The organism is Flavobacterium sp. ACN2, from assembly GCF_002303885.1.
GTDB lineage: Bacteria > Bacteroidota > Bacteroidia > Flavobacteriales > Flavobacteriaceae > Flavobacterium.
The window spans coordinates 80461-96705 of sequence record NZ_MRCM01000020.1; the positions used below are offsets into that span (position 1 = coordinate 80461).

Genomic DNA, 16245 nt, shown 5'->3' on the forward strand with positions numbered 1-16245 from the left:
TGATGCAAAGATATAAATAATAAATGAACGATCGCTTATTTATGACTTTTTTTGAGATGCTAAAGTTTTAAGGTGCTGAGGTTCTGAGTTTTTTTATTTAGGTTCAAAGGTGCAAAGAGGCAGAGGCTAAAGACTTGAAAGTGTGAATTGCCTCCAGCTAAAGTTGGAGGTTTAAGAAAGGACAAAGAGAAGGGCTTTAGCCAAATTTTAGGTTTAAAAGCAAACAAAAAAAAGCTGAAACGATAGTATATCATTTCAGCTGATTCTTTTATTTATAGTATATTTTATAAAGTTTTTGTGGGATCGGCTTCTCTTAGGTTTTGATTTTCTAAGATTTCTTTTAAATAGGGTTTTACAGTATTTTCAATATCGCTTTGAGAGATATTTAAAACTTCTGGATCTGAAGCCAATTGAAGCCACGGTTTTGGTCCATCAAAATTATAGCTTCCAAAAACGATTACAGGCGTACCTTTTACTTTTACATTTTCTTTGTCCTTCAGAATCCATTCGTCGGCAAATTTGTAAAGGTATTTAGCATCTTTTTCTAATAATCTCAAACAAGAATGAGAAGCAGGATATCCAGGCAAATCATATTCGTGAAAGCCAACCCCTAATTTATTTTCGATATTAAAATTCCATTTTAAATCCCATTCGTCATTAAAAGTACTGGTTGTTTTTTCTGCTTTCCAATTCGTGAAAAATAATCCTGTTGGAGTCGGATCTTTTTTTCTTCCCATATTTGTTGGCCCTGTTCTAACTAATTCACCATTTTCATAAGCCGCAAAAGTTTGGGTTGGATAAGAAAAAAGAATAATTTTTGAAACCTCCTCTAAAGCCGAAACATGAATTGGGAACGGAAGATAATAAACCAAATCCCCGCTAAAATCTGCTGGAATAACAACAGAATCCAGTTTTTTGAAATTAGCCTTATCAGTTCGGTTTAAAGCATAAACAATATCCATTTTTGAGCTATCAGCTTCATTGAGTTTCAGCCATTCTTTTGTTTTTTCAACTTGGTAAGAAACGGTTTCTGGTTTTTTATATTCAATTACTTTCTTTTTCTCTTTTTTGTTTTCAGTCAATGTTATCGTATCGGTTTTTTTGCAAGAACCTAATAAGACTAACATTAATAAAAGTAGGGCGTTTGCTGTGTAATATAACTTTTTCATAGGTCGTATTTTTATGAATATAAAGTTATGATTATGATAGCTGAAAAGGGTTACATAATTTTTGGAATAGGTTTCGGGATTTTCATTTTAAATTGATGAAAGAAAAGAACTCGTATAAAACAAAATTGTTTTTTAGATTCTGTTATTGAAGAGATTATACTTCTAATCTTAAAGTTTGCCCTTCCACAAAAAATCCTTTCGAGGCTGTAATTTTTATTTTCTGGTCTTCAGTATATCCTAAAGTTTCTCCGTTTCTCAATGTAACATCACTATTAATAACATATGAAATAATGCTAGTAAAGAAATTAAAGAGTTCTGGCAGCTCCAAAGGCGATTGTAAGACTTCCATTTCTTGTTTTTCAAATTCAGGCAATCCATAAGTATATATGTAGTTTCCTTGCTCAGAGGTTTTGATGCCAATATAAATCCATACTTGGACAGGAGATTTTCCTTGTTGTAAATCAGGAATGTTTTCTAAATATTGATCTCTAGGTATCAAAAGGGTTTGTTTTCCTTGATAAACGCCTATTGAATTTGAAGTGGCAAGAATAGAGCATAATAATTTGCTTAAAAGGCTATATCGTTCTACTTGACTTCCCTGCGAAGACATAACAGAAACGATTGCATGTCCCGTATAGTTTTTTAAATCTTCTCCTGCAGTATGCCAATTGTATGCATATTGAATGGTTGTCGAAAGTTCTTCGCCAGGAATTTGTGCGGGCACGTAAGCTATAGCTACTAATTCATTATCCAATTTAAAAACAGCAGAAGTATCATTTCCTGAAAAATTGACAATAGATAATCCCCAGAAATTTTTCAGGTTATCGATTACGCGGTCTATACTGTAACTTTCGTTGTTATTAAACAAAGGCATTGCAAGTAATACCCCTTTTTCATCTTTTTGAGGAGTTTCTTTTTTCTGCGGAGTTTCTTTTTTCTTGAATAGGTCAAATAATCCCATGATTTAGGTTTTAGGTTAAGTTATTTTTGTTCGATTTGTTTCAAAGTATATTCCAATTGAGTATCTCTATTTTTCATAAAATCATCAAAAGTCTGTAAAATTTCATGATCCGGAATTATTCCTCTTCCAAAAATTTGATTTGCTTTTTTAGGAACATCTTGTTCTAGATTTACAATAGAAAACTGCGTTTTGATTTTTGTATTCGGTAATTCATATTCGATAGGAGTGTGGCCGTTATGTCCGTAATAACCGCCCATGGTTTCTTCGCCAATTGTTATGGCATTTGTGTTTCCAGCTACTAAAGCGGCAAATAATGATCCAGCAGAAGCGACACGCGGACTTATAAGTAGATAAATCTGACCTTTGAAATTGTTTTTATCAGGCTGTAGTACTGGATTGAATTTTTGATCCTGAGAGTATATTTTGCCTTTTAATGTTGGATATTCTTCTTTAAGCTCGTCTTCAAAATCTTTTTTCTCTTCCAATTTTTTTGCTGGATCTGTTTCTTCGTAAACAAAATACTCAAGAAATGGAATTTTCTGAAAATTGATGTAGGCATCTGAATTTTCACGAAACGTTTTTTGAGTCAAATAAGAAAAGGTCAAAAGATCATTCGGATCCGTTCCTCCGCCATTATTTCGAATGTCTACAATTAAATTTTTGATTTCTGGATGTGCTGAAAGCATTTGAAAGCAACTGTCAAGGTATTTTTTATAAACCTGATGTTCTTTGGCTTTTGCATTTCCTCCAATGTTAAAAGAATGAACGGCAAGTAATGCCGTATTTGGAGAAATCGTTTTAAAGGAATATTTGTTCTTGCTTTTGCCGTATTGCAAGCTGTCGCTAGGAAAAGAATGACGATTTTTAAAGTTTTCTTTTCGTTCTTCGGCCGAAACTCCAACTATGCTTTTGGATTGTTTTTGATTTTCGTTTGGAAGGGAATATTCCACAAAATACGTTTCTTTACTTCCATATTCCATTTCTAAATATCTTGAAAAAGAGCTATTAATTCCAATAGATTTTCCAGACTTATTAAAGCCGTCTGTGGTGTAATATTTAGATAAATCAAGCAGTATTTTATCGCTTTTAATTCCGTTAATACTTAAAATTTCGGAACCAAGAGGGATTTCAGCATTTTTTAAATTAATGACAATTTTATTGTTGATTAATTTTACCGGAAACGGAAAAAATACTTTTCCTAATGTACGTTTTTTAAAGGCATCAGGAAGAGAAGTATTGTTGTGTACACTGCCTTCAAAATCGCTGATTTTTAAAATGATCTTATAAAAATCCAGCAGTGTCTGCGGTTGTTTTACTGTTGAAAAAGCCCAAGTATAAATACTGTCAATCTGTTGCTTTGTTCTGTATTTATAAAGTCCTGAATTGACTTTTTCCCTTATTTCTCTAAAAACGGTAAGATCTTGTTTTAGTTTTTCAGCCGATAATTTTTCTTTTTGAGAGAATAATAAAATCGGAAAGCAGAAAAAGAATACTATTTTAAATTTGAGCATTTTAGACTGTTTGGTTAATCTAAAATACTCAAAAAAAATTAAATTAATCCTTTTATTTTAGCGTGTTGCAAAAGCATAATCGTTTTAGCATCTGAAATTTCCCCAGATTCGATCATGGCATAAGCTTCATCAAAAGTAAATTCTAAAACTTCTATGTTTTCCTGTTCGGCATCCAATCCGCCGCCTTCGCTTACTTTCATGTTTTCGTTGTATTCGCCCACAAAAAGATATAAAATTTCGGTTACAGAACCTGGAGACATATACGTTTCGATTACTTTTTGGACTTTGCTTAAACGATAGCCAGTTTCTTCTTCTGTTTCGCGAATAATAGCTTGTTCAGCATTGTCTTTGTCTAAAAGTCCTGCGCAAACCTCAATCATCATTCCAGTTTTGTTTCCGTTAAGATAAGTCGGAAGACGAAATTGTCTCGTTAAGATGACTGTTTTTTTTGCGGTATTGTATAATAATATCCCAGCACCATTTCCGCGATCATAAACTTCACGAATATGTGATTCTGTTTTTTCGTTTTCCTTTTTGTAGTTAAAAGTTACTTTGTTCAATATATACCAATTATCTGATAATAATTTGGTGTCTGTTATTTCGATTTCTGGATTCTTTCTCATTTGGAAAATTATTTCATAAAAAAAAAACGCCCTGATTATCAGAGCGTTTAGATGTATTATTTTGTTATTGTTTGCTTTCTATCTGGACCAACCGATACAATTTTGATTGGCACTTCGATTTCTTTCTCAATAAACTCAATATATTCTTTTAGCTCAATTGGCAATTGATCATAAGTTGTCAATCCAGTTAAATCTTGTTTCCATCCTTTAAACTCTTTGTAAACCGGAGTAACATTTTCTGGCTCAATGTTGTAAGGAAAGTGAGAAATGTTTTGTCCTTTGTAGTTGTATTCCGTACAAACTTTTAAAGTTTCGAAACCAGAAAGTACATCACCTTTCATCATCATTAACTGAGTAACTCCGTTAACTTGAACGGCATATTTTAAAGCAACAAGGTCTAACCATCCGCAACGTCTCTGTCTTCCTGTTACAGAACCAAATTCGTTACCCACTTTTGCCATCGTAGCACCAACTTCGTCAAAAAGTTCAGTTGGGAAAGGTCCGCTACCTACACGTGTAACATAAGCTTTAAAAATTCCGTATACTTCTTTGATTTTGTTAGGGGCAATTCCTAAACCAGTACAAGCTCCAGCTGCAGTAGTATTTGATGAAGTTACGAAAGGATAAGTTCCGAAATCAACATCTAATAAAGATCCTTGAGCACCTTCGCAAAGAATAGATTTTCCAGCTTTTTGAGCTTGGTGCATGTATTCTTCACTATCAATGAAATCTAATTTTTTTAATTCTTCAATAGCTTCAAAGAATTCTTTTTCTAATTCAGCTAAATTATATTGAATAGCAACATCATAAAAAGCAATCATTGCTTCATGTTTATCAGCCAAAGCTCTGTAACGCTCTTTGAAATCTTCTAATTCAATATCTCCAACACGTAAACCATTTCTACCAGTCTTGTCCATATAAGTTGGTCCAATTCCTTTAAGAGTAGAACCAATTTTAGCCTTTCCTTTAGAAGCTTCAGAAGCAGCGTCAAGCAAACGGTGAGTTGGTAAAATTAAGTGTGCTTTTCTAGAAATGATTAATTTCTTCTTGATGTCAAGGTTGAATTTTTCTAAACCTTCAATTTCTTTTTGAAAAACTACTGGATCAATTACAACACCATTTCCGATGATATTTACCGAGTTTTTATGAAAAATTCCAGAAGGAATTGTTCTTAGTACGTGTTTAATTCCGTCAAATTCTAGAGTATGTCCTGCATTTGGTCCTCCTTGGAAACGTGCAATAATATCGTAATTTGAGGTAAGTACATCAACAATTTTTCCTTTACCTTCATCTCCCCATTGTAATCCTAGTAATAAATCTACGGTCATTCTGTTTTAATTTGCGTTGAGACAATCTAAGTTGCCCTACTGATTATGTAGTTAATTTTATTTTTTTTTATTTTTTTTCGAAAAGTCTAATTTGAAAAGACTATGAATTTGAGTTTTGCTTTTTGTTTCCGTAGAAATAAAGCGAGTGATTTGTAATTTCAATATCAAAAATTTCTTCGATAGTTTTTTTGATGGTTTGAATTCTTGGATCACAAAATTCGATTACCTCACCAGAATCTGTCATAATGATATGATCGTGCTGTTTATCAAAATATGATTTTTCGTAGTAAGCCTGATTTTGTCCAAATTGATGTTTTCTAACCAAAGCGCAGTCCAACAATAACTCGATCGTGTTGTATAAAGTAGCTCTACTTACACGATAGTTTTTGTTTTTCATTTTGATGTAAAGGTTCTCTATATCAAAATGCTCCTCGCTATCGTAAATTTCCTGAAGTATAGCATAACGCTCAGGAGTTTTGCGATGCCCTTTTTGTTCAAGATATAGTGTAAAAACATTTTTTACAATTTCTTGATTCTTAGTGTTGTCAGTTGAAATAAGTGTCATATCCGGCAAAGATAATTTTTTATTTTTAATGAATAAAAGTTTCGGGTTTAAAGTTTAACGTTTAAACTTGTTTTTGATTAGTTATAATGCACTAAATACAGGCTTTTACGTTAAAAATATTTTCAAAGGTTAATTTAGCTTAATTAACATAATTTTTTTAATTTATGAAAAAACTAACAATGGTTAACTTGATTTCGACATATACATATACCAGTTCCATTCCCAAGTTTTTTATCATCAGACATTGCTTGGCTCCAGACAGGATTCTTTTCGTCTCGAGCATCCCATCGGAATACTTGAATAACTGGTTTTTCATCAAAAACATCTTTAGAAAAAAAATGCCCAACTTTATTTTCAAAAGAACCAACTACAGGTTTGTCTAATGTTCCCGTAGTAGAATCTGACCAGTATATGCTCCACAATTTTGTTATCGGATTAAATAATCTTACTGTCATACCTTCAAAAGGCTCTCCATCAAAAGTGGCTAGAAAATTATCAATGTTTCCAATTCCATTTAAAATCTTGTACATCTCCTGTGTTGAAGGAAATTCAATCCACTCATCGCAATTCGTCAATCTGGATTTTAATTTTCTGTTTCGAATAATAGATTTTCCTTGAAAAAAATCAAAATCGTTTTTTGATGAAGATTCAGATGCCGTAATTAAAAGCTCTCCATTTTCATCAAATTCTATTTTAGGAATTTCTAAGGATTGATTTTCCATGATTAATATTCATTAGTTTAAGTTCTATACTCTCTAGTAACCTTATCAACTCCATCAATTTTCTTGATGGCGCTAATCATTTTTTTCAAAATCGTATTGTTTTTAACAATTACGGCAACTTGTCCGTGGAAAATTCCAGCATCGGTACTAAGCGAAATACTTTGAATATTTACGCTCATATTGTTCGAAATTACTTTTGTCAATTGGTTGGTAAGTCCTAAAACATCCATTCCTGTAATATTGATAATGGCTTTGAATTCCTCTTGCGAAGAATCAATCCACTTGGCACTCATAATTCTGTAAGCGTAATTCGACTGCATTCCAATCGCATTCGGACAGTCTTTTTTATGCACTTTTATTCCCTCGTTAATGGTAACAAAACCAAAAACATCATCACCAGGAATTGGATTACAGCATTGCGAAAGTTTATAGTCTAATTTATCATGTTCGGTTCCAAAAACCAGCATGTCATAGTTACTGCTAATGACTGGTTTGTGAATATCCTCATCTGCGGTATCTTTTGTTCGTTTAATTTTATTTTTAAAGAAATTGATAAACGAATTGCTTTTCTGCGCCGCAAAATCTTTTAATTGCTGATTTTCGATTGCGCCAATTCCAACTCTATAAAATAAATCTAAACTTGTTTTTAGTTTAAAGAAGTTAACTAACTCGTTTGTTACCTGTTCGTTAAATGTAACTTTTAGATGTTTTAGTTTTCTAACAAGTAATTCTTTTCCTTCTTCTGCAATCTTTTTAGTGTTCTCGTTAAGAACGTTTTTAATTTTATTTTTAGCTCTTGAAGTCGTTACATATTCTAGCCAGTTTACGGTTGGTTTTTGGTTTGGAGAAGTAATTACTTCAACCTGGTCACCACTTTTTAATTCGTAGTTTAATGGAACTAGTCGTCCGTTTACACGAGTTCCGCGAGTTTTAATTCCGATTTCAGAGTGAATGCTGAAAGCAAAATCAAGAGAAGTCGCGCCTTTTGGCAACGATTTGATTTCTCCTTTTGGAGTAAAGATGAAGATTTCTTTTGAATATAAATTCATTTTAAAATCTTCCACAAAATCTACTGCATTAGTTTCCGGATTTTCTAAAGCTTCACGAAGTAAATTTAACCACACGTCCAGACCGCTTTCTTCTGTTGCGCCGTTTTTATATTTGTAATGTGCTGCGTAACCTTTTTCGGCGATTTCGTCCATACGTTCGCTTCGAACTTGAACTTCAACCCAGCGTCCTTTTGGCCCCATTACAGTAATGTGAAGCGCTTCATAACCAGTTGATTTTGGCGATGAAATCCAGTCGCGCAAACGGCTAGGGCTAGGGCGATAATGATCTGTTACGATAGAATATATTTTCCAGGCAATGAATTTTTCTTCATGCGGATCGGCTTTGTATACAATTCTAAGGGCGAATTTGTCATAAACTTCGTCAAAAGTTACGTTTTGCGCACGCATTTTTCGACGAATAGAATAAATAGATTTTGGTCTTCCTTTGATGATATAGTCTACACCTTCGCTATCTAAAGATTTCTTTAAAACATCTGAAATATCTTTGATATAAGCATCTTGTTCTTCTTTTGTTTCACGAATTTTGCTTACAATGTCATTGTAAACTGCCGGTTCTGTGTATTTTAATCCTAAATCTTCGAGTTTGGTTTTAATGTTGTAAAGTCCCAAACGGTGGGCTAGAGGAGCATAAATATATAGAGTTTCAGAAGCAATTTTGGTTTGTTTGTATTCCGCCATCGAATCCATGGTTTGCATATTATGCAAACGATCGGCCAATTTGATCAAAATTACACGAACATCATCGTTTAAGGTCAGAATCATTTTTCTGAAATTCTCAGCCTGCATTGAAGCATTCAAATCTTTTTGGACTAATGAAATCTTTGTTAAACCTTCAACAAGCTGTGCTACTTTCGGATTAAATAGGCGTTCTATTTCATCAACAGTTACAGGAGTGTCTTCAACAACATCGTGCAATAAGGCCGCGGCGATAGAGGTCGCTCCCAGACCAATTTCTGAGGCAACAATTTTTGCAACTGCAATAGGATGAAAGATATACGCTTCGCCCGATTTACGTCTCTGTTCTTTGTGGGCATCAACGGCAACATCAAAAGCTTTTCGAATTAATTTTTTGTCTGTTGGGCTTAAAGTTTGGTAACTTATTCGGAGTAATTCTTTGTATTCCTGCGCAATAGCTTTGTTTTCTTTTTCAATATCTATTTCTGTCATAACGGCATAGTTCAAGTACTAAAAATAAGAATTAGTTTGAACATACGCAAGGCTTTGCAAATTGTAGATTTTAGAGTGACGATTTTAGGTAAAATTCCAAATTTTTTAAATCCCAAATTCCAAAAAAGAGCGAAGCGACTTTTAGAAAATCTAAAATCTAAAATCTAAAATCTAAAATCTAAAATCTAAAATCTAAAATCTAAAATCAAAACCCTCTTTGTCTTTTAGCTTCGAAAATTAAGATTGCAGCTGCGACAGAAACATTCATGCTGTCGATTTCTCCTTGCATTGGGATAATAATGTTTTGAGTTGCTTCGTCACGCCATTGCTGAGTTAAACCAGTTGCTTCTGTACCAACGACCAAAGCGGTTGGTGTAGTGTAGTTTTGAGTATGATAAGAAGTCGAATTTTGTAAAGTTGCGCTGTAGAAATTAATCTTTTTTTCTTTCAAAAAAGCAATAATTTCCTCAGATGTTCCTGTTGCGATTTGGTTGGTAAAAAGACATCCAACGCTCGAACGTACAATATTCGGATTGTATAAATCGCTTTTCGGATTGGCGATTAAAACAGCGTCTAAATTGGCTGCATCTGCAGTTCGTAAAACGGCACCAATATTTCCTGGTTTTTCTAAAGATTCTACCACTAAAATCAATGGATTATCTGATAATTTTAAATCTGATAATTTTAATGATTTGGTTCTCGCAACAGCTAAAATTCCTTCTGTAGTATCACGATACGCCAATTTTTGGTAAACCTCTTTATTGATTTCTATAATTTGAAAAGAATTTTGAATTAGTTTATTGATTTCCGATTCAGAAACTAATTCTGGTAAAAACAAAACCGTTTCGATTTCGTAACCGCCTTTTATGGCTAATGAAATTTCGCGTTGCCCTTCAATTAAAAATGTTCCGGTTTGTTTTCTGGCTTTGGATTTTTCTTGAAGTAAAACCAAAGATTTGATAAACGGATTTTGAATTGAAGTGATTTGTTTCATTTTTTTAAGGCTCAAAGTTGCAGAGGGGCAAAGGTACAGAGTTTTTTTCTTCCTGCAAGGTTTTTAAAACCTTGTAGGTATAGCAATAAAGTTTCTTTCGTGGCAGAAAAAAATTATTTCTCAAAAACTTCTTTTACTTCTTCATCAACAGGATGATCTGTTTTGAAAGTATAACCTAGAAGTTTTGCGATGGTTTGAGCAAATTGTTTTTGATAAAGTTGAGAATTTGTCTTGATTTCGCCTTTTGGAGCAATTTCGGGTCCCATTGCGGCAAACCAAATTTCTGAAGCACCTGGAACATCAGAACCGTGATCTGTCCATTGCGCTTTTACTTTGTCACCGCGTCCGTGATCGACTGTTATGAAAAGAGTTGTTTTGTTTTTGTATTGCGGATCATTTTGAACAAAATTCCAGATTTCCTGAATCCATTTATCGACTTGATTGGCAGCATCCAGATACGAACTATATTGTGCGTGATGTGCCCATTCATCGGTTTCGCCGTATGCAATATAAAGTACTTTTGGTTTTTTAGTTTTCAATTCATCTAAAGCTTGATAATGCGTAAAGACATCTAGGCATTCATCCATGTGAAATGGTTTATATGAATTGTCACGCATTTCATTTAACAAATGCTGAGCTGCTGTTGGTTTGTTTCCGCCCACTTTGTCAAAGGCTGAAATTACCGGAAATCCGCTTCTTTCTTCATTTAAAATTCGGTCAAAAGCATCCCACGCGCCAAAAGCGGCAACTTTTCCTTTCAGTTTAGACTGCTGATTTAAAAATTCCAAAACATTCACATTAGGATTGGCTTTATAGCTGTTTGAATTGACTTTTAAATCTACATTACCAGTCATAATTTCGCTATAACCAGGATAACTAAACCAGTACGGATTGGCTACATCAACTTTATTTCCTAAATCTCTATTTCCATAAATCTGACCTTTCGAAGCGATTTCAGACCAGAAAAAAGGCATTAGCTTTTTACGAGCTTCTTTGACGTCAGCATCACTATATTTTTTATAAATGTAAGCGCTGTCCCCTTGATTGAATTTTTTGTTATTGGCAATCGCAGGATCAATTCCTTTAAAAACTTCCTGCCACCTAAAACCATCTGTAGTGATAATAATGATGTTTTCTGTTTTTTGGGCTTGCAACACAATACTGATGAAAACGAATACTGCTACAATTATCTTTTTCATAGTTTAATTTTTTAAAGATTAGAAGTTTTTACAATATTTATAGAAAAAGAGCCAGATTTAGTGGTAAAATATAAAAACCAAATATTTTTTAATCCTCTTAATTGAGTAGGAGGGAATTCGTTAAGATTAATTTGATGCTCTAAATCTTCAAGTGTTTTTTTGCCTAAATATTTTATTTCTTTTTTTTCATCATTTATCTTTTCTACCCATTTTTTCATTGATTCTTCAACATTTGTGGCACTGACCTGAGTGCAGTAGGTTCCTTCTCTGAATTGAACAATATATGTAAAAATATAAATTTCGGATTTATTCATAAAAATTCAATTTTTAATTCAAGAATCATTTTACATTTCACAAAAAACATTTCACACTTTTATAAAATTCCTCTCGACTTAATCTCTAAATACTTATTTATTGCGTCAAGCGTAAGATTTTCTGGCTGTGTCAATACCGAATGGATTCCGTATTTCTTCAATTCATTTACGATCAGTCGTTTTTCGAACATGAATTTTTCCGCGATAACTTTGTCGTAAACTTCCTGAATTGTTGCTGTCTTTTTATTGATGATGGAATTCAATTCTGTATTTTGAAAGAAAACCACAACCAGTAAATGGCTTTTAGCAATTCCTTTTAAATAAGGCAATTGACGATTTAAACCATCCATTGTTTCAAAGTTGGTATACAGAATAATTAAACTTCTCTGATTGATGTTTTTTTTAATGTCTACATACAATCGGCTGTAATCGCTTTCAAAGAAATCCGTTTTTACATTGTATAGCGTTTCAAGAATTTTCTGCATTTGCGAGCCTCTTCTTTCAGCAAAAACTCGATTTTCTACTTTTTTAGAAAAAGAAAAAAGACCTGCTTTATCTTGTTTTTTCAGAATCACATTCGATAAAACCAAGGAAGAATTAATTGCGTAATCCAATAAACTTAATCCGTCAAAAGGCATTTGCATGACGCGGCCTTTATCGATTGCCATATAAACCGATTGCGATTTTTCATCTTGAAACTGATTGACCATCAGCGAATTTCTTTTTGCAGTCGCTTTCCAGTTCAGGGTTCTTAAATCGTCGCCTTGAACATATTCTTTAATCTGCTCAAACTCCATTGTGTGGCCAATTCGGCGTATTTTTTTGATTCCGTATTGAAATAAATTGTTTGAAAAAGCAATCAGATCGTATTTTCTTAATTGAATATAAGAAGGATAGGTCGGAACCATTTGATTATTATCAAAAGAAAATCTTCTAGAAATAAGTCTTAAAGGCGAAGAAACGTAAATGTTTAAAGAACCGAAATGGTATTCTCCGCGTTCTGTTGGACGAAGATCGTAACCAATTTCTTTTTGTGTGGCCGCTTTTATTGTTTTTTTTATTTTGAAGTCGCGAATCTGAAATTGAAACGGAATTTCATCAATAATCTTCACCGAAATAGGAAAAGTATAATGATTTTTAAGATTTATTGTAATTGGATTTAAATCTCCGTTTGATAATTTTTCGGGTGTAATTCTTTCTGCTTCAAGTCCTGTTCGGGATAAATATAAAAGTAAAATATCAAGCCCTAAAAAAGTAACCAAACCTAAAACCAACAACCAAACTGCATTGTACATATTTGGAAAAATAAAGGCACAGATAAACAATCCTATAATGCCTATTAGCACATAGAAAAAGAAATTATTTAGATATAGGCTTTTTATGAATTTCATCTTTTTGTTGTTTCAGGTTTCAAGTTTCAAGTTTCGCTTTGTCAGGCTGAGCGAAGTCGAAGCCTTGTGCGCCCTTTGACTTTGCTCAGGGAGACGAATAATTAATAATTGACAATTGATAATTATCTCGGAATTTCTACTGTTTCGATAATCTGTTTAATGATTTCAGAGCTTGTAATTCCTTCCATTTCACGTTCTGGCGCAACAATTACACGGTGTTGTAAAACTGGAATTGCCGCTTCTTTAATGTCTTCAGGCGTAACAAAATCGCGTCCGCGGATTGCAGCAAAACCTTTTGAGGCATTCAAAATAGCAATTGAAGCACGAGGCGACGCTCCTAAATATAAAAAGGCATTTTCGCGCGTATTTACTACAATTCGGGCAATGTATTCCAGTAAATTTTGTTCTACTCTAATTTGTTTTACCAAAGCTTGATATCCTTTGATTTCCTCTCCAGAAAGAATTGTTTTGATGGCATCTAGTTTTCCGTGATCTTGTAAAGAATGTTCTCTTTGGATAATTAAAATCTCCTCATTCAATTTTGGATAATCAATCGTAATTTTAAAAAGAAAACGGTCCAATTGCGCTTCAGGCAAACGATATGTTCCTTCTTGTTCTACTGGATTCTGAGTTGCAATTACCAAAAACGGAGCTTCTAATTGATAAGCAGATCCGTCAATTGTAATTTGGCGTTCTTCCATAACTTCAAAAAGTGCAGCCTGTGTTTTTGCAGGAGCACGATTGATCTCGTCAATTAAAATCAAATTAGAAAAAATTGGCCCTTTTTTGAATTCAAATTCTGAGTTTTTCAGATTAAAAATTGATGTTCCTAAAATATCAGAAGGCATTAAATCGGGAGTAAACTGGATTCTACTGAAACCAATATTTAAAGTTTTAGCCAATAATTTTGCCGTAATTGTTTTGGCAACTCCAGGGACACCTTCTAAAAGAACGTGACCGTTTGATAAAATAGCTACCAAAAGCTGATCAACCATTTTGTGCTGACCAACAATTACAGTTTCTATTTCTTTCTTAATCGTGTTTACGTGTTCTAAAAGAGGCGCTAAGTTAATTCTCGTTTCAAAATTCACATTTTCGTTTGTGATTTCGCCTGATGTTGTATTGATGTCGTCCATAATTTGGTCTGTTTTTATTTTTTTTAACCACTGATTTAAGGGATTAAAAAGGATTTTTTTAGTTAATCGATGTTCCTCTTTTTATCCCGATAGCTATCGGGAGTGGCAAATATTTAGTTAATGTAAAATCTTTTCTATCGCTTTATTTAATCTAAGAAGGTCTTCTTCCAGACTTCCGTGATAACTATTTCGGTGATCATTAATTAATTGCACCAAGTCTCGAATGTCTTTTTCGTCTTTTCCTGTTTTATAATGTAATTTGGTTATAAAATCGTCATCGAGTTTGGTTGTATCCAGCAAATAATCGGTTCTTATTTTTTCTAAAAAGTAAATAATCTTTTTATCAATAATATTGGTGTGATCACCTTCCTGATAATATAAATTTCCAACTGTTTTGGTAAAGTCAACGGTTAAATTCTGTAACGGTTTTATAATAGGAACAATGCGCTGTTTTCGTTTTGCATTGAAAATCATAAAAATAAGAATTCCGATTAAACCTAAATACCAAGCCGATTTTAAAGCGGGCTGACTCCAGATATATCGCAACGGAGAACTTGAAATTCGTTGGTCGTTAAAGCTTTTATTGTACCAAAAAATATTTCCTTTCGGAATATAAGAGACTAGATTTTCGGTGTACTGATAATAATTTTTTTTCAGCAGATTATAATTGGTAAAAGCTACTGGTTGCGTGTGCAGATAGAGATAACCATTTTTATAAGGCACTTCAATAAAATTGACTTGTCTTTTGTTTCTAGTACTGTTTTGATAGCCTAAAACTTTGGTGTTTAAAGTGTCTATTTTTGAAAAATAATCACTTAACCCTGTATTAAGAGTATATTTTTTAGAATTTACTTTTTTATTTGCCATCCAAACAGAAACGCTGTCAACGGGCATAAAATCGGTTTTTAATTCGATTTTTAAAGAATCCAGCAATACTTTAGGAAATACTTTCATGCTTAGAAAAGCATTATTTCCGTGAGAAACAAAATATAAAATTTCTTTCATTGACTGCTCGTCAATATTATTAGCTTCAGAAATGTTAACAAACGTTCCTTTTATTTTATACGTTTCTACATTCTCTCTTGCATCATACTGAGAATCTAGGTATTCGTAAGGAGTTTGTGTCGAAATTCGTTCTACTTTCTGTTTAAAAAGGCCGTCTGCTTCATGATCAAAAATGTATAAACCAAATGGAATTTTATCATCAACAGAGTATGTAGGCGTCCAATCAATAGGTTTTGGCTGTCCTTTGTCTACTAATAATGTTATTCCGAAAATTAAAACCAGAATAGCAATGTATATTTTAACTTTATTATCCATTGCCAAAGGTTTTTAATGCTTTTTTAAATCTGTTTTCAGTTTTTCTGAATATGGCGTCGTCAATTTCAAATTCGCCGTACCAAATATAATTGTACAAATAAGAAAGATAGGTAAACTCTTCCTTGTGAGCAGGGTTGTGCAATTCGTACAAATAATCAGAATTGGTTTTTTCGATATCCCATTCGATATAATTATTCTGCGCCATTACTTTTAAAAGCCATAAATAATAATATCGAATTGCGATTCTTCTTTCGCCCGCCTCGATGCTTTCTTTAATAAGTTTTTCGAAATCTAAAAGATGAATGTTTTTCTCGGCATCAGAATAAAATAAGGTTTTTTTGTTGGCATTTTTTCCAAAAATCCATCTTCCTTCTTGTTTAGTTAAGGCTCTTGCTATAAAATAAATCAAAATAATTACCACCAAAACAGCAATTATTCTAAACAAAATAGCGACAAAATTCAGCGATGTTTTTACGCTGCTGAAATTAAATAAATTAAAAATTAGTCTTGCTAGCCAATGCTTAAAGTGATCCCACCAGTTTTTTTCGGGCGCTTTGTATTCGTAAATAAATTCTTTGTCGGTATATTTTTTCTTGAAATTCTTTTCAAAATGTTTGGTTTCTACAGTGCCAGAATCTACTTGAATGTCTTTTTCGATATATTTAATTGCAGTAATTTTTGGAGGATCTTCAGTAATAGGAATAGAATCCTGAGCCTGAGAAATACCACAGCACAAAAGAAAAGATAAAATAAATAATAATCTTGTCATTACTTG

15 protein-coding genes are annotated in these 16245 nt (G+C 33.0%); all 15 read right to left on the bottom strand.

What is annotated here, in order from left to right; all coding sequences use genetic code 11:
• Window positions 1-284: 284 nt before the first annotated feature.
• Window positions 285-1169: a L,D-transpeptidase gene (locus BSF41_RS20705; RefSeq protein ID WP_095931403.1), complete on the bottom strand. Its 885-nt coding sequence runs from the start codon at window positions 1167-1169 to the stop codon at window positions 285-287.
• A 154-nt stretch (window positions 1170-1323) separates the two neighbouring features.
• A complete protein-coding gene (locus BSF41_RS20710; RefSeq protein WP_095931404.1) occupies window positions 1324-2130 on the bottom strand; it encodes a DUF4261 domain-containing protein in 807 nt (268 codons plus the stop codon).
• Window positions 2131-2150: 20 nt separating this feature from the next.
• Window positions 2151-3641, bottom strand: coding sequence for a S41 family peptidase (locus tag BSF41_RS20715; protein ID WP_095931405.1), 1491 nt, complete (start codon window positions 3639-3641; stop codon window positions 2151-2153).
• Window positions 3642-3679: 38 nt separating this feature from the next.
• Window positions 3680-4264: an NUDIX domain-containing protein gene (locus BSF41_RS20720; RefSeq protein WP_095931406.1), complete on the bottom strand. Its 585-nt coding sequence runs from the start codon at window positions 4262-4264 to the stop codon at window positions 3680-3682.
• 56 nt (window positions 4265-4320) lie between these two features.
• A complete protein-coding gene (locus BSF41_RS20725) occupies window positions 4321-5592 on the bottom strand; it encodes an adenylosuccinate synthase (RefSeq protein WP_095931407.1) in 1272 nt (423 codons plus the stop codon).
• A 100-nt stretch (window positions 5593-5692) separates the two neighbouring features.
• Window positions 5693-6157 (bottom strand): Fur family transcriptional regulator, encoded by a 465-nt coding sequence (locus BSF41_RS20730; RefSeq protein WP_008462215.1) that lies wholly within the window; start codon window positions 6155-6157, stop codon window positions 5693-5695.
• 173 nt (window positions 6158-6330) lie between these two features.
• Window positions 6331-6879: a hypothetical protein gene (locus tag BSF41_RS20735; protein ID WP_253251867.1), complete on the bottom strand. Its 549-nt coding sequence runs from the start codon at window positions 6877-6879 to the stop codon at window positions 6331-6333.
• A 17-nt stretch (window positions 6880-6896) separates the two neighbouring features.
• Window positions 6897-9116 (bottom strand): bifunctional (p)ppGpp synthetase/guanosine-3',5'-bis(diphosphate) 3'-pyrophosphohydrolase, encoded by a 2220-nt coding sequence (locus tag BSF41_RS20740; RefSeq protein WP_095931408.1) that lies wholly within the window; start codon window positions 9114-9116, stop codon window positions 6897-6899.
• A 205-nt stretch (window positions 9117-9321) separates the two neighbouring features.
• Complete coding sequence (locus tag BSF41_RS20745; protein ID WP_095931409.1) at window positions 9322-10110, bottom strand: RNA methyltransferase; 789 nt, start codon at window positions 10108-10110, stop codon at window positions 9322-9324.
• Between the two features lie 113 nt (window positions 10111-10223).
• A complete protein-coding gene (locus BSF41_RS20750) occupies window positions 10224-11309 on the bottom strand; it encodes a phosphoglyceromutase (protein WP_095931410.1) in 1086 nt (361 codons plus the stop codon).
• A gap of 11 nt (window positions 11310-11320) precedes the next feature.
• Window positions 11321-11623, bottom strand: a complete 303-nt coding sequence (locus BSF41_RS20755) for a hypothetical protein (protein ID WP_095931411.1) — start codon at window positions 11621-11623, stop codon at window positions 11321-11323.
• Window positions 11624-11682: 59 nt separating this feature from the next.
• On the bottom strand, window positions 11683-13014 hold the full coding sequence (locus BSF41_RS20760) for a DUF58 domain-containing protein (protein ID WP_095931412.1): 1332 nt from the start codon (window positions 13012-13014) through the stop codon (window positions 11683-11685).
• A gap of 122 nt (window positions 13015-13136) precedes the next feature.
• Window positions 13137-14150 carry a MoxR family ATPase gene (locus BSF41_RS20765; RefSeq protein ID WP_095931413.1) on the bottom strand — a complete coding sequence of 338 codons (1014 nt, stop codon included), beginning with the start codon at window positions 14148-14150 and terminating at the stop codon, window positions 13137-13139.
• Between the two features lie 117 nt (window positions 14151-14267).
• Window positions 14268-15470 (bottom strand): DUF4350 domain-containing protein, encoded by a 1203-nt coding sequence (locus BSF41_RS20770; protein ID WP_095931414.1) that lies wholly within the window; start codon window positions 15468-15470, stop codon window positions 14268-14270.
• Complete coding sequence (locus tag BSF41_RS20775) at window positions 15463-16239, bottom strand: DUF4129 domain-containing protein (RefSeq protein ID WP_095931415.1); 777 nt, start codon at window positions 16237-16239, stop codon at window positions 15463-15465. Before BSF41_RS20775 ends, BSF41_RS20770 begins: the two co-directional genes overlap by 8 nt.
• Window positions 16240-16245: the final 6 nt, after the last annotated feature.